The sequence below is a fragment of the Brevibacterium sp. 239c genome, assembly GCF_900169365.1.
Classification (GTDB): Bacteria; Actinomycetota; Actinomycetes; order Actinomycetales; family Brevibacteriaceae; genus Brevibacterium.
Genome location: NZ_FXZH01000003.1, coordinates 16,241 through 34,238, shown reverse-complemented (window position 1 = coordinate 34,238; position 17,998 = coordinate 16,241). Strand labels below are relative to the sequence as shown.

Genomic DNA, 17,998 nt, shown 5'->3' with positions numbered 1-17,998 from the left:
CGTGGTCAGTGAACCACGGGCGCGGCCTGATCGGTGATGGCATGAGTGCCCCTCGGGTAGGCGCTGTCGAGGACGACAACGCTTGCCGCGATCGTGGCCGAGAGGCCGATCATATGGAATGCCACGAGCACTATCGGCACCCCGGTGAAGTATTGGACGTAGCCGATGATCCCCTGAGCGACCTCGACGATGAGAAGCACAACCAGGGGCTTGACCATGACGGTATGCCGTTTCACCGCGAAGACGAGTGTGGTGATGGTCGCGATGACGAGCAACCAGACTGGGAATCCGTGGGCGCGGGTGATCCAGATGTTGTCCAGACCGTTTCGCGTCGACATCGTCGAGCCCGAGTGTGGTCCCGCACCTGTGGTGAGGACACCGAAGACGACGATGATCGCTGTCAGGGCAAGGATGATCCAGCCCAGGGCAGGCAACGGGGACGGTGCCTTCTGGCCGGTGCGCACACCAGTGTCGTAGGTGCGGCGAACGAAGTAGGCGGCGACGCCGACGGCGATGGCCGAGGGGACGAAGTGACCGGCAACGATCCACGGATTGAGCTTCGTCCAGACCGTGATCCCGCCGAGGACTGCCTGAAACGGCACGATGGCGAGGAGACCGAGATTGAGCATGAACAGGTCAGGGCGCTGTTTGCGGCTCTTCCACAGCATGAGCAAGATGATGACGCCGAGAATGGCCAGGAGCACCGCGAGGGTGCGGTTGCCGAATTCGATGAGGCCGTGGATCCCCATCTCAGGCGTCGTCACGAGGGAGTCGTCCGTGCATTTCGGCCAATTCGTGCAGCCGAGCCCCGAACCGGTGAGGCGGACGATGCCGCCGCTCAGGATGATTCCGGCCTGCGCAATGAGCATGGCCCAGGCGGCGACGCGGATCCTCTTTGTGACCATTTCTCTCCTCATTCGAATCGGAACCACCTGCGTGCCGCAAGCGTTCCCACCAGCCCCCACACGAGGAGCACGATCAATGCTTTGATATCCATTCCCGCACCGCCGACGGCAGCGCGCATCGCATCGCCGAGGGCACCGGAAGGCAGATAGCCGACCACGGTGCCCCATTCTCCCGGGTGCGCGATGACGAGCCCGCCGACACCGGCCATAAGCACCCAGATCAGGTTCGCGCCTGCCAGAGTGGCCTCGGCGCGCACGGTTCCTGCCATGAGCAAGCCTAGAGACAGGAGCGCTGCGGTGCCAAGAACCGTGGCCAGGATCAGTGCGAGGACGTTCATGGGGCCGTCGAAGCCGAGGCCCAGAGCGATAGCGAAGGCAAGTATGAATTGGATGATGACAACGGCGATGACCGCTCCCAGCTTGCCCAGGATGAGACCGTTCGTGCCCAGCGGCGTCGTCGCCAGCTGGCGCAGGACCCCATAGCGGCGGTCGAAGGCAGTGGCGATCGCCTGACCGGTGAACGCGGTCGACGCCAGACACAGACTCAGTGCGCCGGGCAGTGCCACGGTCAGCGGGTCCGTTCCCTCTGCTACGATGCCCAGGCCGCGGAGCAGAGGAGTCTTCGCCAGGAATATGAGCATTCCCAGCGGCAGGATGAGTGAGAGCAGCAGCTGTTCGCCATTACGGAGGACGGAGATCGTCTCGAACTGCACCTGCGACATGACGCGTCTGGAACTCATTGCGTAATCCTGGCTCATCGCAGCGGCCTGCCAGTGAGTTCGAAGAACACATCAGCCAAGGACTGCGAATGCATGTCGATGTCCGTGATCGCCAGTCCCGCATCGGCAACTGCCGTACACAGGCCCGCGATCTGTGCACTGTTGAGGTCGCCGTCGGCGACGAAGGCCGGTCCCACCGCCGAGGTGGGGGCGATCGTGTTCATGGATGCGAGAAGTTCTCGTGGTGCCGGCTCCAGGAGCTGGCTGACGGTGATGACAAGTCGGCGACCGGCGGGGGAGGCATTGCGCAGCTCCTCGGGTGCACCCTGGGCGATGATGCGACCGCGATCGATGACGACGACCTCATCGGCGAGCTCTTCCGCCTCGGCGAGGTCATGGGTGGTCAGGACCACAGCCACCGAGGCGGCCGCGAGCTCCCGGATGAAATCGTGGACGACCGCCCGAGCCTGGGGATCAAGCCCCGCGCAGGGCTCATCGAGGAAGACGAGCCGGGGCCGACCGATCAGTGCGGCCGCCAGTGCCACGCGCTGCTTCTGGCCGCCGGAGAGGCGACGAATCGTGCGGGAGGAGAATTCGTGGATGCCCAACGGCTCGGCGAGTTCGTCGATGGTCAGCGGGTTGGGATAGAGCGAGGCGAGATGTCGCAGCACCTGGATTGGTTTCGCGCTCATCGGCAGCCCGCCGTCTTGGAGCATGACACCGGCGAGCAGCGATGTGCGTCCATGTTCACGGTAGGGATCGTGGCCGAAGATCTCGACCTGGCCGGCATCGGGAGGCCTTGTGCCCACCGCCAGGGAGATCGTCGTCGACTTGCCAGCACCATTGGGGCCGAGCACACCGAGGATGGATCCGGTGGTGGCATCGAGGTCGATCCCGTCGACGACGTGGTGTGCGCCGTACGAGTAATGGAGACCACGGATAGTGAGGGCCGATTCTGACACCACACCATTCTACGACGCGTCGAATCGGCCTGTAGTTAGGCTCACCTAGTTTTACGAAACAAATTACGCAACAATAGTGTTGTGTTAGTCAAGGAGGTGGAGAATGGTTGCGAACGACACAGAAGATCGCCGTACCCGAGAGAAGGTATTTCGATCGGTGCTCGATGAAGGGCCGATCACTGCCTCGGCGTTGGCGAAAGGGCTTGACCTGACTCCGGCGGCGATTCGTCGTCATATGGATGCGCTGGCGGACGAGGGCTTCATCGAAGTCCGAGAGCTCGCTGGCAAGCAGGCAGGCCGTGGCAGACCGGCCAGACATTATGTGGTCACCTCGCGTGGTCACGGGTCGGTCAGTCACTCCTATGACCAGCTGGCAGTCGACATCCTGCGGTTTATGAAGGACCGAGTCGGTCCTGAAGCCGTTGAGGGTTTCACCGAGGACCTGGTTGCGAAACTCCGCGACCGCCTCGGCCCGGAGCTGGACCGACGGGGAGGCACCACCGTGGCTTCCCGCTCCCGGGGACTGGCTGCCGCATTGACCAAGGAAGGGTACGCCGCCTCAGCGACACCGGTGGCGGCCGGAACCCCTCTCGAAGCGATGCAGCTGTGTCAAGGGCATTGTCCGATCCAGGCAGTCGCCTCCGAGTTCCCCGAGATCTGCGAAGCAGAGCTCGCGATGTTCTCGGACTATCTGGGCGTCGATGTTCGTCGGCTGTCCTCACTGGCTCACGGCGACCATGTCTGCACCACCCACATTCCGACCTCGGAACTCACCAGACCACTCATCCACAGCAATGATCGACCTCAAGGAGGTTCACGATGACTGACACAGGCAATCGGATCATCGATGCTAACCCCGAGCTCAAAGACCTCGGGCAGTACGCATACGGTTGGCACGACAGCAACGACGCAGGCGAGTTCGCTGCGCGCGGTCTCTCGGAAGACGTCGTCCGCAACATCTCGAAGCTCAAGGACGAACCGGACTGGATGCTCCAGCGCCGCCTCAAGGCGCTGAAGCTGTTCGAGAAGAAGCCGATGCCCAGCTGGGGTGCTGACCTCACCGGCATCCACTTCGACGACATCAAGTACTTCGTCCGCTCGACAGAGGGCCAGGCTACGTCCTGGGAAGATCTGCCAGAGGACATCCGCAACACCTACGATCGCCTCGGCATCCCCGAAGCAGAGAAGCAGCGTCTCGTTGCCGGTGTGGCCGCCCAGTACGAGTCTGAGGTCGTCTACCACCAGATCAACGAAGAGCTCGAGAAGCAGGGCGTCATCTTCATGGACACCGACACCGGTCTCCGTGAGTACCCCGAGATCTTCGAAGAGTACTTCGGGTCGATCATCCCCTCCGGTGACAACAAGTTCTCGGCACTGAACACGGCAGTCTGGTCCGGCGGCTCCTTCGTTTACGTCCCCAAGGGCGTCCACGTCGAGATCCCCCTGCAGGCCTACTTCCGGATCAACACCGAGAACATGGGTCAGTTCGAGCGCACCCTCATCATCGCCGACGAAGGCTCGTCCGTGCACTACGTCGAGGGCTGCACCGCACCGATCTACAAGACCGACTCGCTGCACTCGGCGGTCGTCGAGATCGTGGCCAAGAAGGATGCGAAGGTCCGTTACACGACCATCCAGAACTGGTCGAACAACGTCTACAACCTCGTCACCAAGCGTGCCATCGCCGAAGAGGGCGCTTCCATGGAATGGGTCGATGGCAACATCGGCTCCAAGGTCACCATGAAATACCCGGCGATCTGGCTCACCGGTGAGCATGCACGCGGAGAGACCCTGTCCGTGGCATTCGCCGGCGAGGGCCAGCACCAGGACACCGGTGCCAAGATGGTCCACTCGGCTCCGAACACGCACTCCTCGATCGTGGCGAAGTCCGTGGCTCGCGGCGGCGGACGCTCCGGCTACCGTGGACTCGTCCACGTGCACCCTGGAGCCAAGGGCTCGTCGAACAATGTGCTCTGTGACGCGCTCCTGGTTGACAACATCTCCCGGTCGGACACCTACCCATACATCGACATCCGTGAGGACGACGTGACCCTCGGTCACGAGGCCACCGTGTCGAAGGTGAGTGAGGATCAGCTCTTCTACCTCATGAGCCGCGGCATGGAAGAGACCGAGGCCATGGCGATGATCGTGCGCGGGTTCGTCGAACCCATCGCACGTGAGCTGCCGATGGAATACGCCCTCGAGCTCAACCGCCTCATCGAAATCCAGATGGAAGGTGGCGTGGGCTGATCCAGCCTGCCACCGACTGCTTAAGGAGTTTTCTAAGTGACTGATACCACCAATCCGTTGGGCCTCGATGAGCACTCTCATGGCGCCGACGTTCATGTCCCCGATTCCAAGCGGGACGCACGCACACGCAGCTTCGATGTCGACGACTTCTCCGTCCCGAACGGACGCGAAGAGGAATGGCGCTTCTCACCGGTGCGCAAGCTCAGCGATTTCTTCACCGATGCTGCTTCCGGGGCGAAGCTGACCACGAAGGGCGAACTGCCAGAGGGGATCTCCGTTGAGGAGATCTCGCTGGAGGCCGCACAGGAGCTGGGCATCCTCGAGCCCGAGGACCGGGCCGCTGTAGTGGCAGCCAACCGTGCTCCCGCCGTGACCCACTACTCGGTTCCCGCCGGAACTGAGATCGATGGCGCTGTGATCATCCACGCCGACGGCACCGGCAACGACATCTCGCACGGGCATACCGTCGTCTCCGTCGGAGCGAACGCGAAGGCGACCATCGTCGTCGAACACGAAGGATCGGCTCGGTTCTCCGAGCTCGTGTCCCTCGTCATCGGTGATGGTGCAAACGTGACCTTTGTGTCCCTGCAGCTCTGGGATGACGAATCCCAGCACCTGGGCCAGCACGACGCGATCGTGGGCAAGGATGCGAAGTTCAAGCACATCGTCATCACCCTCGGCGGTGACATCGTGCGCCTGAACACGAACGTGCGCTACTCGGCAGCCGGGGGAGAGGCCGAACTTCTCGGACTCTACTTCGCCGATGCCGGTCAGCACCTCGAGCACCGCACCTACGTCGACCACAACACGCCTAAAGCAACGTCGAACGTCCACTACAAGGGCGCTCTTCAGGGCAAGGACGCACGCAGCGTCTGGATCGGCGATGTGCTCATCCGCCCCGAGGCCCTCGACATCGACACCTACGAGCTCAACCGCAACCTCATCCTCTCCGATGGGGCACGTGCTGACTCGGTGCCGAACCTGGAGATCGAGACCGGCGACATCGCCGGTGCCGGACACGCCTCCTCGACCGGCCGTTTCGACGAAGAGCACCTGTTCTACCTGATGAGCCGCGGCATCCCCGAGGAAGTCGCCCGTCAGCTCGTGGTCCGCGGATTCTTCAACGAAGTGATCCAGAAGATCCAGGTGCCCGAGATCGAAGAAGTCCTCAATGAGCGAATCGAGGAAGAACTCTCCCGGAGCGTTCTGTGACCATGATCGACGTTGCGGCCGCCTCCGAGGTGGCCGCGGGCGCGACGATGCGAATCGAAGTGGACAACTACGAGATCTGCATCGCCCGCGACTCCGACGGCACGATCCATGCCATCGACGATGTCTGCACCCACGGCGAAGTGTCGCTGGCCGAGGGCGAAGTGGAGGGCTGTGCCATCGAATGTTGGCTCCACGGCTCCCAGTTCGACCTCACCACCGGCCGACCACTGAGCCCACCGGCCTTCGAGCCCGTCGCAGTCTATGACTGCAAGGAGATCGCCGGCCGCATCCTGCTCGACCCGAGCACAGTGCTCAATTGACCAGCACGCTCAACTGATCACCACGCTTACCCTGAACTGAAAAGGATTGACATGTCCATTCTGAAGATCACCGACCTGCACGTCAGCGTCGAAACCGAAACCGGTCCCAAGCCGATCCTCAACGGCATCAACTTGGAGATCAACTCCAACGAAACCCACGCCATCATGGGCCCCAACGGCTCCGGCAAGTCGACTCTGGCCTACTCCCTGGCCGGTCACCCGAAGTACAAGGTGACCTCCGGCGAGGTCACCCTCGACGGAGAAGACGTCCTCGCGATGTCCGTCGACGAGCGCGCTAAGCACGGACTCTTCCTCGCCATGCAGTACCCCGTCGAGGTCCCCGGCGTGACCGTGACGAATTTCCTGCGCTCGGCCAAGACCGCCATCGACGGTGAAGCTCCGAAGCTGCGTCACTGGACGAAGGACCTCAAGTCCGCGATGGAGAAGCTGCGCGTGGATCCCGAGTTCGCCAGCCGCAACGTCAACGAAGGATTCTCCGGCGGCGAGAAGAAGCGCCACGAGATCTTGCAGATGGAGATGCTCAAGCCCAAGTTCTCCGTTCTCGACGAGACCGACTCCGGTCTCGACGTCGATGCCCTGCGCATCGTCTCCGAGGGCATCAACCGGGTGCGCGAAACGACGGATGTCGGCGTTCTCCTCATCACCCACTACACCCGCATTCTCAGCTACGTCAAGCCCGATCACGTCCACGTGATCATCAAGGGCAAGGTTGCTGAAGAAGGCGGACCAGAGCTGGCCGAGCGCCTCGAGAACGAAGGCTACGACCGCTTCCTGCAGGCACCAGCCTGATGTTCTCTCGCCTGCGGAACGACTTCCCGATCCTGGACACCAGGATCGGGGAGTCGTCCCTGAGCTATCTCGACTCGGGCGCGACTTCCCAGAAGCCGCAGTGCGTCATCGACACGTTCACCGAGTACTACTCGCAGCGCAATGCCGCCGTCCACCGTGGAGCTCATTCGCTCGCGGTGATGGCCACCGACGCATTCGAGGCAGGCCGGGAAGCAGTGGCGAACCTCGTCGGCGGAACACCGGAACAGGTGATCTGGACGAAGAACGCCACCGAGGCACTCAATGTGGTCGCGCTGGGCATCGACCGAGCCAGCCATGGCTTCGGGGGACAGGCCGCACAGCGTTTCGCAGTGGGACCCGGTGACTCCATCGTCGTGACCGAGATGGAACACCACGCGAACCTCGTCCCCTGGCAGCAGCTGGCACAGTCCACTGGCGCCCAAATCCGTTGGCTTCCGGTCACGGATTCCGGGGAACTCGATCTCAGTAACCTGGATTCCATCGTCGACGAGACCACCAAGGTCTTCGCCTTCACCCACGTGTCGAATGTGCTCGGCACCATTAACCCGGTCGACACGCTCGTCGCTCGGGCCCGGCAGGTCGGAGCGCTCGTCGTTCTCGACGCCTGCCAATCCGTCCCGCACATGCCCGTGAACTTCGTCGACCTCGACGTCGACTTCGCCGCCTTCTCCGCACACAAGGCGCTGGGACCCACCGGTCTCGGCACCCTGTGGGGCAGATCGGAGCTGCTGAATTCACTGCCGCCCGTGCTGACCGGCGGTTCCATGATCACCACGGTGACCATGGAAGGGTCACAGTTCATGGATGCTCCGCAGCGTTTCGAGGCGGGCACACAACCTGTGGCCGAGGTCGCGGCATTTACCACCGCGGTCAATTACCTTGCCGAGGTGGGTCTGCAGAATATCTTCGATCATGAGCGCGAACTCGCCACCGTACTGCTCGATGGAATCGCCGAGATCCCCGGTATCACGGTTCTCGGGTCCGCCGAGAACAGGATCGGGACTGTGGCCTTCGACGTCGACGGAGTCCACGCCCACGATGTGGGTCAGTACCTCGACTCCCAAGGAGTCGCAGTGCGGGTCGGGCATCATTGCGCGCAGCCTCTGCACCGACGCTTCGGCGTCACTGCCACGACACGGGCGAGCACCTACCTGTACAACAACACCGAGGACTGCGAACAGTTTCTGCACGCCCTGGGCGAAGTCCGCGGCTTCTTCGGAGTCGAGTGAGGGACGTTTCATGAGCACTCAGATGCAACAGCTCTACCAACAGGTCATCCTCGATCATTCCCGGGAGCGTGCTGGCAACTCCGACTTACTCGGCGACAGTGCTGCTGGGGCACACGGCTCCTCGCACCAGATCAACCCCACCTGTGGCGACGAGATCGAACTCGAGACCGAGATCGGCGAAGACGGCGGAATCGCCGTGCGCTGGACCGGTGACGGATGCTCGATCTCCATGGCCTCGGCCTCTGTTCTGACAGAGCTTGCTGCGGAGAACAGTGTCGAGGGCATGCTCGACATCGAAGCGAAATTCCACGAACTCATGCACTCTCGTGGAACAATGGCGGGAGATGAGGAAATACTCGGCGACGCTGCGGTGTTTTCCGGAGTGTCCAAGTTTCCGGCCAGGATCAAGTGCGCGCTCCTGTCCTGGGTCGCGTTCAAGGACGCACTCAACCAAGCCCAAACGTCTCTGAAGGAGTAAGAATGCCCGAAGTGATAGACGCACCGCAGAATGCCAGCATCGACGAGGTGCGCGAAGCGATGATGGACGTCATGGATCCTGAGCTCGGCGTCAACATCGTCGACCTCGGACTCGTCTACGGACTCTCCGTCGAAGACGACGGCACCGCCGTTGTCGAAATGACGCTGACGTCTGCGGCCTGCCCGCTGACCGATGTCATCGAAGACCAGACCGCTCAGTGCCTCGAGGGCATCGTGCCGGCCTACCGGATCAACTGGGTCTGGATGCCGCCGTGGGGTCCCGACAAGATCACCGAGGACGGACGCGAACAGATGCGTGCCCTGGGCTTCAACATCTGAGCTTCTGATTGCTGCCGACGTCCCCGCGGGGACGTCACACCCTCACCTCGCCGAGGTGGGAGCGCCGATTCCGGTGCCCCCACCTCGGCGATGTTCATGACGGGGTCCCTCGCCTGCGGGACCGTAGGGGGTTGTGGAGATCACCTGCCCTGAATGCAGGGGCTCACGCTCGGCATGAAAGAATGAAAGCCGACTTTCCTAGGAGAACCATTGACGATCATCGCGGCCGCAGACGGGTCAGCCCTCGGCAACCCCGGACCCGCAGGCTGGGCCTGGTACGTCAACGACGACTGTTGGCACGCCGGCGGGTGGAAAGAGTCGACGAACAACCGTGGTGAACTCATGGCCGTCCTCGACCTCCTGAACTCCACAGCGGAAGCCGATGAGGACCTCAAAGTCTTCTGCGACTCCAAGTACGTCATCAATGCACTCACGAAGTGGATGCCCGGCTGGAAGCGCAAGGGGTGGAAGAAGGCTGACGGCAAGGATGTGCTGAACAAGGACCTCCTCGAACAGCTCGACTCCGCGCTCAAGGGCCGCGAGGTCGAATTCGAATGGGTCAAGGGCCACTCCAACCACGCCATGAACGAAGCGGCAGACGACCGCGCGCGGGCCGCAGCCACCTCGTATCAGAAGAACACCTCGGTGCCGGCCGGACCCGGATACGTCCCCGTGGGGACGTCGGAGTCGATCACCGCGCCCTCCGCACCAGTGTCTTCCGCACCCGCGGCACTGATCGCGGAAGACGACCGGAACGGCGTAAAGGACCGGGCCGCCGAAGGGAGCCGAGACGCCGAGGCTCCGGCAGCCGAGGGTTCGGCGGCGGCGACCACGCTCGTCTCCTGTCGAGTACCCACCTACATTGCAGACGAACTCGTCAAGCGGGCACAGTCTCAGGGAATCCACCCGCAAGAATTCTTGGCCGATATCATCGGTCGCAGTTTGGAGAATGAATGATTCAGGCATCCGACCTCGAAGTCAACGTCGGCGCCCGTACGCTGATGTCCGAGGTCTCCTTCCGCGTTGATAAGGGCGACCGGGTCGGCCTCGTCGGACGCAACGGGGCGGGCAAGACCACCCTGACGAAGGTGATCATGGGTGGCCACAGCGCCGCGAAGGGCAGCGTGTCCGTGTCCGGGTCGGTGGGCTACCTGCCTCAGGATCCCCGCAGCGGTGACCCACAAGCCACCGGCATGGAGCGGATCCTCTCTGCTCGCGAGCTCGACGTTCTCGTCAAGCGTCTGCGCAAGGCAGAGAACCAGATGGCCTCTCCTGACGAGAATGTTTCGACGAAGGCTCTCGATCGCTACCCGCGCATCGAAGCCGCATTCATGGCTGCCGGCGGCTACTCGGCGGAGTCTGAGGCCTACGCGATCGCTGCCAACCTCGGCCTCGACGAAGATCTCATCAACCAGGAGATCGGCACCCTCTCGGGTGGTCAGAGGCGCCGTGTGGAACTCGCCCGCATCCTCTTCTCAGCCCCGGACACGATGATCCTCGATGAGCCGACGAACCACCTCGACGCGGAATCCGTGTTGTGGCTGCGCGACTACCTCAAGGGCTACTCCGGCGGGCTCATCATCATCAGTCACGACCTCGACCTCATCGACGAAGTCGTCAACAAGGTGTTCTTCCTCGACGCGACCCGGCAGACGATCGACATCTACTCGATGGGCTACCGCCTCTACCTCAAGCAGCGCGAAGACGACGAACGTCGACGCCGTCGTGAGCGCGCCAATGCCGAGAAGAAGGCGTCTGCCCTGCACGCCCAGGCGAACAAGATGATGGCGAAGGCGACGAAGACCGTGGCCGCCCAGCAGATGGCCAAGCGCGCCGACCGTCTGCTGTCGGGACTCGATGCCGAACGCAGTTCAGAGAAGGTCGCAAACCTGCGGTTCCCAGCCCCAGCCGACTGTGGACGGGTGCCACTGACGGCGGAGGGACTATCTCGCAGCTTCGGGTCTACAGAGGTCTTCACCGGCGTCGACCTGGCTATCGACAAAGGCTCACGTGTGGTCATCCTCGGCTACAACGGTGCAGGTAAGACAACGCTGCTGCGCCTGCTGGCCGGTCTCGACGAACCCGACTCGGGTGAGGTCGTCCCCGGCTTCGGTCTTAAGCTCGGCTACTACGCGCAGGAACATGAGACGCTCGACCTGGACCGCAGCGTGCTGGAGAACATGAAGCGCAATTCTCCGCACCTCGATGACACCGCTGTGCGCAATGTGCTCGGTTCGTTCCTGTTCTCCGGCGATGACGTGCACAAGCCTTCGAAGGTGCTCTCTGGTGGTGAGAAGACTCGTCTGGCGCTTGCCACTCTCGTGGTCTCCAGCGCCAACGTCCTCCTCCTCGATGAGCCGACGAACAACCTTGACCCGGCCTCTCGTGAGGAGATCCTCTCGGCGATTCGCCGCTATGAGGGCGCCATCATCCTCGTCACACACGATGAGGGCGCGGTCTCCGCGCTCGACCCCGATCGTGTGCTGCTGCTTCCAGATGGCGACGAAGATCTGTGGAACGACACCTACCTGGACCTCGTCACGCTTGCCTGACACGGAATCAACTGGCCTGACGTTGAATGTCGCGGCCCCCTGAGCATTGCGCTCAGGGGGCCGTTTTCATGTGATTCCTCGCTCAGCTGTGCCTGAACCGGTCCTCGATGAACGCGTCCTCTTCGGCCTCATCGTGACCGTAGATCTTCGCCGATCCCAAGCGGTTGCGCCCGTAGCGGTTGCCGGGTTGGGAGATCTTCGCACCCGCACCCAGAGCCGCCTTGTCGACCACGACGTACTCGACGTCGCCGGTGAATTTCTGGGCCGCCTCGGCGTCGGCTCGTCGTTCTCTCCTAGCGGATATCGACACGGCGATGATTATCATGATGCCGAAGGTGAACCACTGGAGCATGTAGGACAGGTGGTTGCCCGGATCGAGGTCGGGTGCGGGCAGAGGCATCAGGCCGTTCTCGTCGGGCTGGCCGCTCCCGGTGTGCACGGCCTCCGCATAGACGTTCTCGTACGCTGAGTCCATGCCCGGGATGCGGGCGGGATCGATCGCCTTGATCAGCCCGTCCGGATTGTTGTCCTTGGATCCGTCTTGAGCAGGTTGCAGGCGGGCTTTGATGGTCTGTTCTCCGGTGGGGGCCGGCGGGACATCTTCGGGTTCGGAGACCCAGCCCCGCACGATTGCGATCGTTTCTCCGGTTGTGAGTTCGAAGGGAACGACGGCGTAGAAGCCCACCTTGTCATTGACCGTGCGGTTGCGAGCGAAGACGGTATCGGATTCCAGATAGTGGCCGGTCAGGGACACCTGACGCCACTCATCGTCCTCATCGAGGTGCGCCGAGGTGGAGACCAGGATGCTCGTGATGTCGACTGGTGCGGACGAATAGTTCGCATTGACCGTGGCGATCTCGTGTTGCCTCTGGTCCTGACGGTCCTTCTGCCACAGGGCCAGGAAGACGCAGGCGATGACGACGATGATCGTCATGGCGATGTACTTCAGCCAGCGTGCGCTGAAGAGGAAGGAATAGCGAGACATCAACCGGCATCCTCCGGGATGTCGTTGATGTCAACGTCGCTGATGTACAAGCTGCGCAGGGTGAGGAACTCACGCAGATAGTCGAGATGTTCATCACACGCCAGCCAGGTCTTGCGGCGTTTGGGCATGTGCAGGCTGGGATTGTTCCACAGGATTGCGCGGGTGGCATCTGCCCGGCATGCCTTCGCCGAGCACTGGAGCTTCTCGGTCAAGTCTCATCACCTCGAGTCGGGTCTGCATGTGGTGTTTCATCGGCTGACCCGGTCTCTTTGGCTGACGCAGCGTCATCGGCCTCACCGGGAATCGTGTCCCCAGGGATCGTCTCCCCGGAGATCGTGTCACTGGAGATGGTCTCTCCGGTTGCCGGCGGCAGCTCGGGCATCGGTGCCCCGTCAAGCAGTGCGGCGGCGTCATCGTTGGTACGTTCCCGGCCGGCGTTGGCGAAGATCACGGCAGGGTAGGGGAGGATGACAGCACCGCCGACGCAGATCCACATCAGCACCGTCAGATCCGCCCGGAACATGAAATAGGCGGCCACGAAGCAGAACGTTCGAATCCCCATGGTGATCGAATATTTGATGATCCGCGACTTCATGTCGTCATCAAGGGCGGTGTCTGCCGTGGTGATCTGCTGCGGGTGCTTAGACATAACCTTCTTCGCTCGATTACTCCTACAAAATCATACTCTTCGTTTGTGTGAGTCGTATCGACACCCGTCGGTTCACGATAGGTTAGTGACGGTAAGTTTGATCTCAAGAGTCGATCAATCTGTATTGTCCACCAACAGGAGAGATTCGTGTCAGAACCACGCATAGTCCTCGTGACCGGAGGAAACCGCGGAATCGGCCGCACCATCGCCGAGGAATTCCTCGCTCAGGGCGACAAAGTCGCCGTAACCTCCCGCAACGGAGACGCACCCGAAGGTGCTCTGGCCGTGTCCGCAGACGTCACCGATACAGCTTCCCTCGATGCGGCCTTCGCAGAGATCGAAGAGAAGCTGGGCCCTGTCGAGGTGGTCGTGGCCAACGCCGGCATCACCCGCGACAATCTGCTCATGCGCATGAGCGATGAGGAGTTCGAAGCGGTCGTCGACACCAACCTCACCGGAACCTTCCGCACCATCAAGCGTGCCATCACCGGAATGATCCGGGCGAAGAAGGGCCGCATCGTGCTCATCTCCTCCGTGTCCGGACTCTACGGAGTCCCCGGTCAGGCGAACTATTCGGCGTCTAAGGCCGGACTTGTCGGTCTGGCCCGCTCGGTCACCCGTGAGCTGGGATCGCGCGGCATCACCGCCAATGTCGTTGCCCCGGGCTTCATCCGCACAGACATGACGGATGAGCTGCCGGAGAAGCAGCAGAAGGAATACCTCGCGACGATTCCCGCGAAGCGATTCGCCGAGGCGAGCGAGGTCGCGAAGGTCGTGCGCTGGGTGTCCTCGGACGAGGCCGCATACATCTCCGGTGCCGTCATTCCCGTCGACGGCGGACTGGGGATGGGGCACTGAGCCCCGTCAACATCTAGACTTCACACCAAGGACGGCGCCTCCAAAGGCGTCGACGACAACGATTTCACCCACGTTTGAACAGTTTGAAAGGACCACAATGGGAATTCTTGACGGAAAGCGCATCCTCGTCACCGGCGTTCTGACCGAGGCATCCATCGCCTTCGCAGCCGCCCGCATCGCTCAGGAGCAGGGTGCCGAAGTCATCCTCTCCAGCTTCGGCCGCCAGATGAAGATCACCCAGGTGATATCCGAACGTCTGCCCGAGCCCACCAAGGTCATCGAACTCGATGCCACCAACGAAGAGGACCTCGCGGCACTGCCCGAGCGCCTCGAAGGCAACATCGACGGCATCGTCCACGCCATCGCCTTCGCCCCTAAGGACGCGCTCGGCGGCGTGTTCCTCGACACCCCCTGGGACTCCGTGTCCGCAGCGATCCAGGTCTCCGCGTTCTCGCTCAAGGCCATCACGGTCGCCGCGAAGCCCGTGCTCAACGAGGGAGCCGGTGTTGTCGGACTGACCTTCGACGCGACCATCTCCTGGCCGGTCTACGACTGGATGGGTGTGGCCAAGGCCGCCTTCGAGTCAACTGCCCGTTACCTCGCGAAGTACGTCGGCGAGGACGGAATCCGCGTCAATCTCGTCTCGGCCGGACCGCTGAAGACCACCGCCGCCACCTCGATCCCCGGCTTCGGAACGCTTGAAGACATGTGGGGCGACCGCGCACCGCTGGGCTGGGACCAGAAGGACACCACCCCTGCGGGCAAGGCGATCGTCGCCCTGCTCTCCGACTGGTTCCCCGCCACCACCGGCGAAATGGTCCACGTCGACGGCGGATTCCACTCCACCGGCGCCTGAGCCACCCACCGAACCGGAGACGATGACGATGCCTGTGCTCATTCTCGCCCGCCATGCGAAGGCCGAGGCCGAGGGCCCGACGGACTTCGAACGCTCGTTGAGTGCCAACGGTCTGGCTCAAGCTGTCGAAGCCGGAGCCGAGATCGCCGAGCGCTGGTCACCAGACGTGGCCATCGCCTCGGCGGCCAGGCGCACCGTCCAGACGGGACAGGCCGTGGTCGAAGCCGTCAACCGGCACAACGGGGAACCCGAAACGGGTGTCGGCCTCGAACTGCGCCAGGACGAGTCCCTCTACAACGGAGGAGTCGATGACTGGGTCGACGCGATCAACTCGATCCCGGCCGATTCTCAGTGCGCCTATATCGTGGGCCATCAGCCCACCGTCGCCGAGGTGCTCGGCCACCTGAGCCCCGCCACCGGGGTTCCGGATGCGTTCCGTCCCTCCTCGCTCGCGATCTTCGACCTCGAGACCTGGGACGTCGAGCCTGGGAACTACCCCGCACCCGAACTGCGGGTCTTCCTCGGCGTGTGAACGCCTACACAGGCGAAGAACCAGGTGCCTCAACGAGATTCAGGCACCTGGTTCTTTTTCACATCACACCTGAGCGCGTTCCTCGATGAGGGTCAGCACCTCACGCAGATCACGCTTGTTCACCGCAGCGTCGGCGGCGGCCACGAGGGCCGGCTTCGCACAGAAGGCCACACCCAGACCCGCCGCCTGGATCATTCCGATGTCGTTGGCGCCGTCGCCGATGGCCACGGTTCGTCTCGGATCGCAGTCATATTTTTGTGCGAGCTGTCCGAAGATCTCGGCCTTCGCACTCGGATCGATGACCCGACCGCTCGTGACACCGGTCAGCAGACCATCCTGGGAGTCGAGCCCATTGGCAAACACCTCGGTGATGCCCAGGCTCTTGGCAACAGGGGCGATGATCTGAGTGAAGCCGCCGGAGACCAAGGCGACGACGCCACCGTCGGACTGGACGGCGGCCACCACTTCCCGAGCGCCCTGGGTCAGCGTGATCTGTGCGCGCACCTCGTCGAGAACGGTCACCGGCAGGCCGTTGAGCAGGGCCACTCTCTCGGCCAGGGAAGCGGCGAAGTCCAACTGGCCGGCCATGGCACGTTCCGTGATCTCGGCCACCTGGTCGCCGACATTCGCGTGGACGGCGATGAGGTCGATGACCTCCTCATTGATGAACGTCGAATCGACGTCCATGACCAGCAGCTGGATTGAGTTCTCTGGCATCGGGGTTGCGGAGTCTGAGTCATTCACCCCTTCATCGTAGCGACAGCCATGATGTAGTCGGCGGCCGCGGGGTGAAGGCGTGAGAGCAGATCGCCGAAGGCTGGTGGCGCCACTGTGGCCGGAGCCAGCACAGTGCGCATCCTCTCGTGGATGTCGAGGGCGGCATAGATGGCGCGAGCGTCGGCGACGGACGGGATGAGCCTCGAGATCGGGTGGTGCATGCTCAGCTCCTCCTGCCAATCCCGCCACGGCCCCTCCCTCCAGTCGGCCGGAACCTCGATCGTTTCGATGAGGTTCAGACCCTCCATGACGAGCAGCCGCAGGCGGCGCAGCGCCTCGGCGGGTGTTCCGACCGTGACCGGGCGAAAGACCGTGTCCCGGCAGGCGATGACCTCGATGTTCGCCTCGGCGCCGAGGAGGGCCACCGCAACCTGGTGGGAGCCGGAATGGAGGACGATCGGGGCACTGTGGCGACCGACCCTGAGCCGGTCGACCTTGTCCACGGGAGGCGTCGTATGCGGCAGTGAAGGATGGTGCAGGGCCAGCCGGGCATGCGTGATCCCGGCCGCCGCAGCCTCGGCGGTGAAGAGCAGCAGTCCGGTCGGTGGCGAGGTGCCGAAAACTTCGTCGGCGACGATGAGAGGGACATCACGATCGTCGTCGAGAAAGGCGGCACTGACCTCGTCTGGGGCGAGGCTGGAGTGCAGGCGATGGTTCATCGCCAGGGTCAGCAGCAGTGAGTCGGTAGTCAAGTCCATGTCGAACCAGAATAGACGCCGAGCCTGCGATAGAGTTGGCTGATATGAGTGATGTCCTGACTTTGGATTCTGTTTCCGTGCGCCGAGGAGCCAATTTCCTCCTCCAAGATTTTTCCCTGACCGTCTCCGAAGGTGAGCATTGGGCCGTCCTCGGACCCAACGGCGCCGGGAAGACGACGCTGCTGGAATTGGCCGCAGGACGAATGCACCCGACGACCGGTTCCGTCGGAATCCTCGAGGAGCGCCTCGGGCGCGTCGACGTCTTCGAGCTGCGTCCGCGCATCGGCTATGCTTCGACGGCCCTGGCCAACCGCATTCCTCTGTCCGAGGCTGTCCTCGACACGGTCCTGACCGCCGCCTACGGCGTCACCGGTCGTTGGGTCGAGGAATACGAAACCGATGACATCGAACGGGCCAAGGACCTTCTCGGAGCGTTCAACATCAGCCACCTGGCAGATCGCACCTTCGGCACCCTGTCAGAGGGCGAGCGCAAGCGTGTGCAGATCGCACGTGCCCTGATGACGGACCCTGAGCTGCTGCTCCTCGACGAGCCCGCTTCTGGGCTCGACCTAGGCGGACGTGAAGAGCTCTTGGCAGCACTGACGGAGATTCTGTCCTCGAAATGGGCTCCGGCGACGATCATGGTCACCCACCACGTCGAGGAGATCCCTGTCGGCATCACGCACGTGCTGCTGCTGGCCGAGGGCACTGATATGGCTGCCGGGCCCATCGATGAGACCCTGACGGCCGACAACCTCTCTGCGACCTTCGGTATCGACGTCAAGCTCACCCGCGACGGGCAGCGTTTCCACGCCCGATCCCAGTACTGAGCATGGACCCAGTTCTC

Annotated in this window: 22 protein-coding genes; 14 read left to right on the top strand and 8 right to left on the bottom strand. The window is 62.8% G+C overall.

Annotated elements, in window-relative coordinates; translation table 11 throughout:
• Positions 1-5: 5 nt before the first annotated feature.
• The 3 genes from BSP239C_RS03590 to BSP239C_RS03580 are packed head-to-tail and all read right to left on the bottom strand — an operon-like array spanning position 6 to position 2,586.
• Entirely contained in the window at positions 6-905 is a 900-nt protein-coding gene (locus tag BSP239C_RS03590; protein WP_101570262.1) for a heme A synthase, read from the bottom strand.
• 8 nt (positions 906-913) lie between these two features.
• A complete protein-coding gene (locus tag BSP239C_RS03585) occupies positions 914-1,645 on the bottom strand; it encodes an ABC transporter permease (protein ID WP_226830499.1) in 732 nt (243 codons plus the stop codon).
• 14 nt (positions 1,646-1,659) lie between these two features.
• Positions 1,660-2,586 carry an ABC transporter ATP-binding protein gene (locus BSP239C_RS03580; RefSeq protein ID WP_101570469.1) on the bottom strand — a complete coding sequence of 309 codons (927 nt, stop codon included), beginning with the start codon at positions 2,584-2,586 and terminating at the stop codon, positions 1,660-1,662.
• 103 nt (positions 2,587-2,689) lie between these two features.
• Here BSP239C_RS03580 and BSP239C_RS03575 point away from each other — a divergent pair, with 103 nt between their 5' ends.
• The 10 genes from BSP239C_RS03575 (at position 2,690) to BSP239C_RS03530 (ending at position 11,796) form a co-directional block, all read left to right on the top strand.
• Positions 2,690-3,409, top strand: coding sequence for a metalloregulator ArsR/SmtB family transcription factor (locus tag BSP239C_RS03575; protein WP_101570260.1), 720 nt, complete (start codon positions 2,690-2,692; stop codon positions 3,407-3,409).
• Positions 3,406-4,836, top strand: coding sequence for a Fe-S cluster assembly protein SufB (gene sufB, locus BSP239C_RS03570; RefSeq protein WP_101570259.1), 1,431 nt, complete (start codon positions 3,406-3,408; stop codon positions 4,834-4,836). The genes BSP239C_RS03575 and sufB overlap by 4 nt, the downstream gene beginning before the upstream one ends.
• A 36-nt stretch (positions 4,837-4,872) precedes the next feature.
• Positions 4,873-6,048: a Fe-S cluster assembly protein SufD gene (gene sufD, locus BSP239C_RS03565; protein WP_101570258.1), complete on the top strand. Its 1,176-nt coding sequence runs from the start codon at positions 4,873-4,875 to the stop codon at positions 6,046-6,048.
• Positions 6,045-6,368 carry a non-heme iron oxygenase ferredoxin subunit gene (locus tag BSP239C_RS03560; RefSeq protein WP_101570257.1) on the top strand — a complete coding sequence of 108 codons (324 nt, stop codon included), beginning with the start codon at positions 6,045-6,047 and terminating at the stop codon, positions 6,366-6,368. Before sufD ends, BSP239C_RS03560 begins: the two co-directional genes overlap by 4 nt.
• Before the next feature lie 51 nt (positions 6,369-6,419).
• Positions 6,420-7,178: a Fe-S cluster assembly ATPase SufC gene (gene sufC / locus BSP239C_RS03555; RefSeq protein WP_101570256.1), complete on the top strand. Its 759-nt coding sequence runs from the start codon at positions 6,420-6,422 to the stop codon at positions 7,176-7,178.
• The gene (locus BSP239C_RS03550) at positions 7,178-8,428 is read left to right on the top strand and encodes a SufS family cysteine desulfurase (RefSeq protein ID WP_101570255.1); all 1,251 of its coding nucleotides are present in this window, start codon (positions 7,178-7,180) and stop codon (positions 8,426-8,428) included. Before sufC ends, BSP239C_RS03550 begins: the two co-directional genes overlap by 1 nt.
• Before the next feature lie 10 nt (positions 8,429-8,438).
• Complete coding sequence (gene sufU, locus BSP239C_RS03545) at positions 8,439-8,906, top strand: Fe-S cluster assembly sulfur transfer protein SufU (protein WP_101570254.1); 468 nt, start codon at positions 8,439-8,441, stop codon at positions 8,904-8,906.
• 2 nt (positions 8,907-8,908) lie between these two features.
• A complete protein-coding gene (locus tag BSP239C_RS03540) occupies positions 8,909-9,244 on the top strand; it encodes a metal-sulfur cluster assembly factor (RefSeq protein ID WP_101570253.1) in 336 nt (111 codons plus the stop codon).
• 210 nt (positions 9,245-9,454) lie between these two features.
• Positions 9,455-10,201, top strand: coding sequence for a ribonuclease H (locus tag BSP239C_RS03535; RefSeq protein WP_101570252.1), 747 nt, complete (start codon positions 9,455-9,457; stop codon positions 10,199-10,201).
• Complete coding sequence (locus BSP239C_RS03530; protein ID WP_101570251.1) at positions 10,198-11,796, top strand: ABC-F family ATP-binding cassette domain-containing protein; 1,599 nt, start codon at positions 10,198-10,200, stop codon at positions 11,794-11,796. Before BSP239C_RS03535 ends, BSP239C_RS03530 begins: the two co-directional genes overlap by 4 nt.
• A gap of 82 nt (positions 11,797-11,878) precedes the next feature.
• Here BSP239C_RS03530 and BSP239C_RS03525 read toward each other — a convergent pair whose 3' ends face one another.
• The 3 genes from BSP239C_RS03525 to BSP239C_RS03515 are packed head-to-tail and all read right to left on the bottom strand — an operon-like array spanning position 11,879 to position 13,430.
• Entirely contained in the window at positions 11,879-12,781 is a 903-nt protein-coding gene (locus BSP239C_RS03525; protein ID WP_101570250.1) for an SURF1 family protein, read from the bottom strand.
• A complete protein-coding gene (locus BSP239C_RS03520) occupies positions 12,781-12,993 on the bottom strand; it encodes a hypothetical protein (RefSeq protein ID WP_101570249.1) in 213 nt (70 codons plus the stop codon). Before BSP239C_RS03520 ends, BSP239C_RS03525 begins: the two co-directional genes overlap by 1 nt.
• A complete protein-coding gene (locus tag BSP239C_RS03515; protein ID WP_101570248.1) occupies positions 12,990-13,430 on the bottom strand; it encodes a DUF3099 domain-containing protein in 441 nt (146 codons plus the stop codon). The genes BSP239C_RS03520 and BSP239C_RS03515 overlap by 4 nt, the downstream gene beginning before the upstream one ends.
• A gap of 147 nt (positions 13,431-13,577) precedes the next feature.
• Between BSP239C_RS03515 and BSP239C_RS03510 the strand changes: the two genes are divergently transcribed.
• The 3 genes from BSP239C_RS03510 to BSP239C_RS03500 all read left to right on the top strand — a co-directional run bounded on the left by BSP239C_RS03510 (position 13,578) and on the right by BSP239C_RS03500 (position 15,676).
• Entirely contained in the window at positions 13,578-14,288 is a 711-nt protein-coding gene (locus tag BSP239C_RS03510) for a beta-ketoacyl-ACP reductase (protein ID WP_101570247.1), read from the top strand.
• Positions 14,289-14,385: 97 nt separating this feature from the next.
• Positions 14,386-15,144 (top strand): enoyl-ACP reductase FabI, encoded by a 759-nt coding sequence (gene fabI / locus BSP239C_RS03505; RefSeq protein WP_101570246.1) that lies wholly within the window; start codon positions 14,386-14,388, stop codon positions 15,142-15,144.
• A 22-nt stretch (positions 15,145-15,166) separates the two neighbouring features.
• Positions 15,167-15,676, top strand: coding sequence for a histidine phosphatase family protein (locus BSP239C_RS03500; RefSeq protein WP_257930060.1), 510 nt, complete (start codon positions 15,167-15,169; stop codon positions 15,674-15,676).
• Between the two features lie 63 nt (positions 15,677-15,739).
• Here the strand turns inward: BSP239C_RS03500 and serB are convergent, their stop codons facing one another.
• Together serB and BSP239C_RS03490 are read right to left on the bottom strand one after the other, a co-directional pair.
• A complete protein-coding gene (gene serB / locus BSP239C_RS03495) occupies positions 15,740-16,420 on the bottom strand; it encodes a phosphoserine phosphatase SerB (protein WP_101570245.1) in 681 nt (226 codons plus the stop codon).
• Complete coding sequence (locus BSP239C_RS03490) at positions 16,417-17,151, bottom strand: hypothetical protein (protein ID WP_101570244.1); 735 nt, start codon at positions 17,149-17,151, stop codon at positions 16,417-16,419. The genes serB and BSP239C_RS03490 overlap by 4 nt, the downstream gene beginning before the upstream one ends.
• 44 nt (positions 17,152-17,195) lie before the next feature.
• Between BSP239C_RS03490 and BSP239C_RS03485 the strand changes: the two genes are divergently transcribed.
• Positions 17,196-17,981: an ABC transporter ATP-binding protein gene (locus BSP239C_RS03485; RefSeq protein WP_101570243.1), complete on the top strand. Its 786-nt coding sequence runs from the start codon at positions 17,196-17,198 to the stop codon at positions 17,979-17,981.
• The last annotated feature ends 17 nt before the right edge of the window (positions 17,982-17,998 follow it).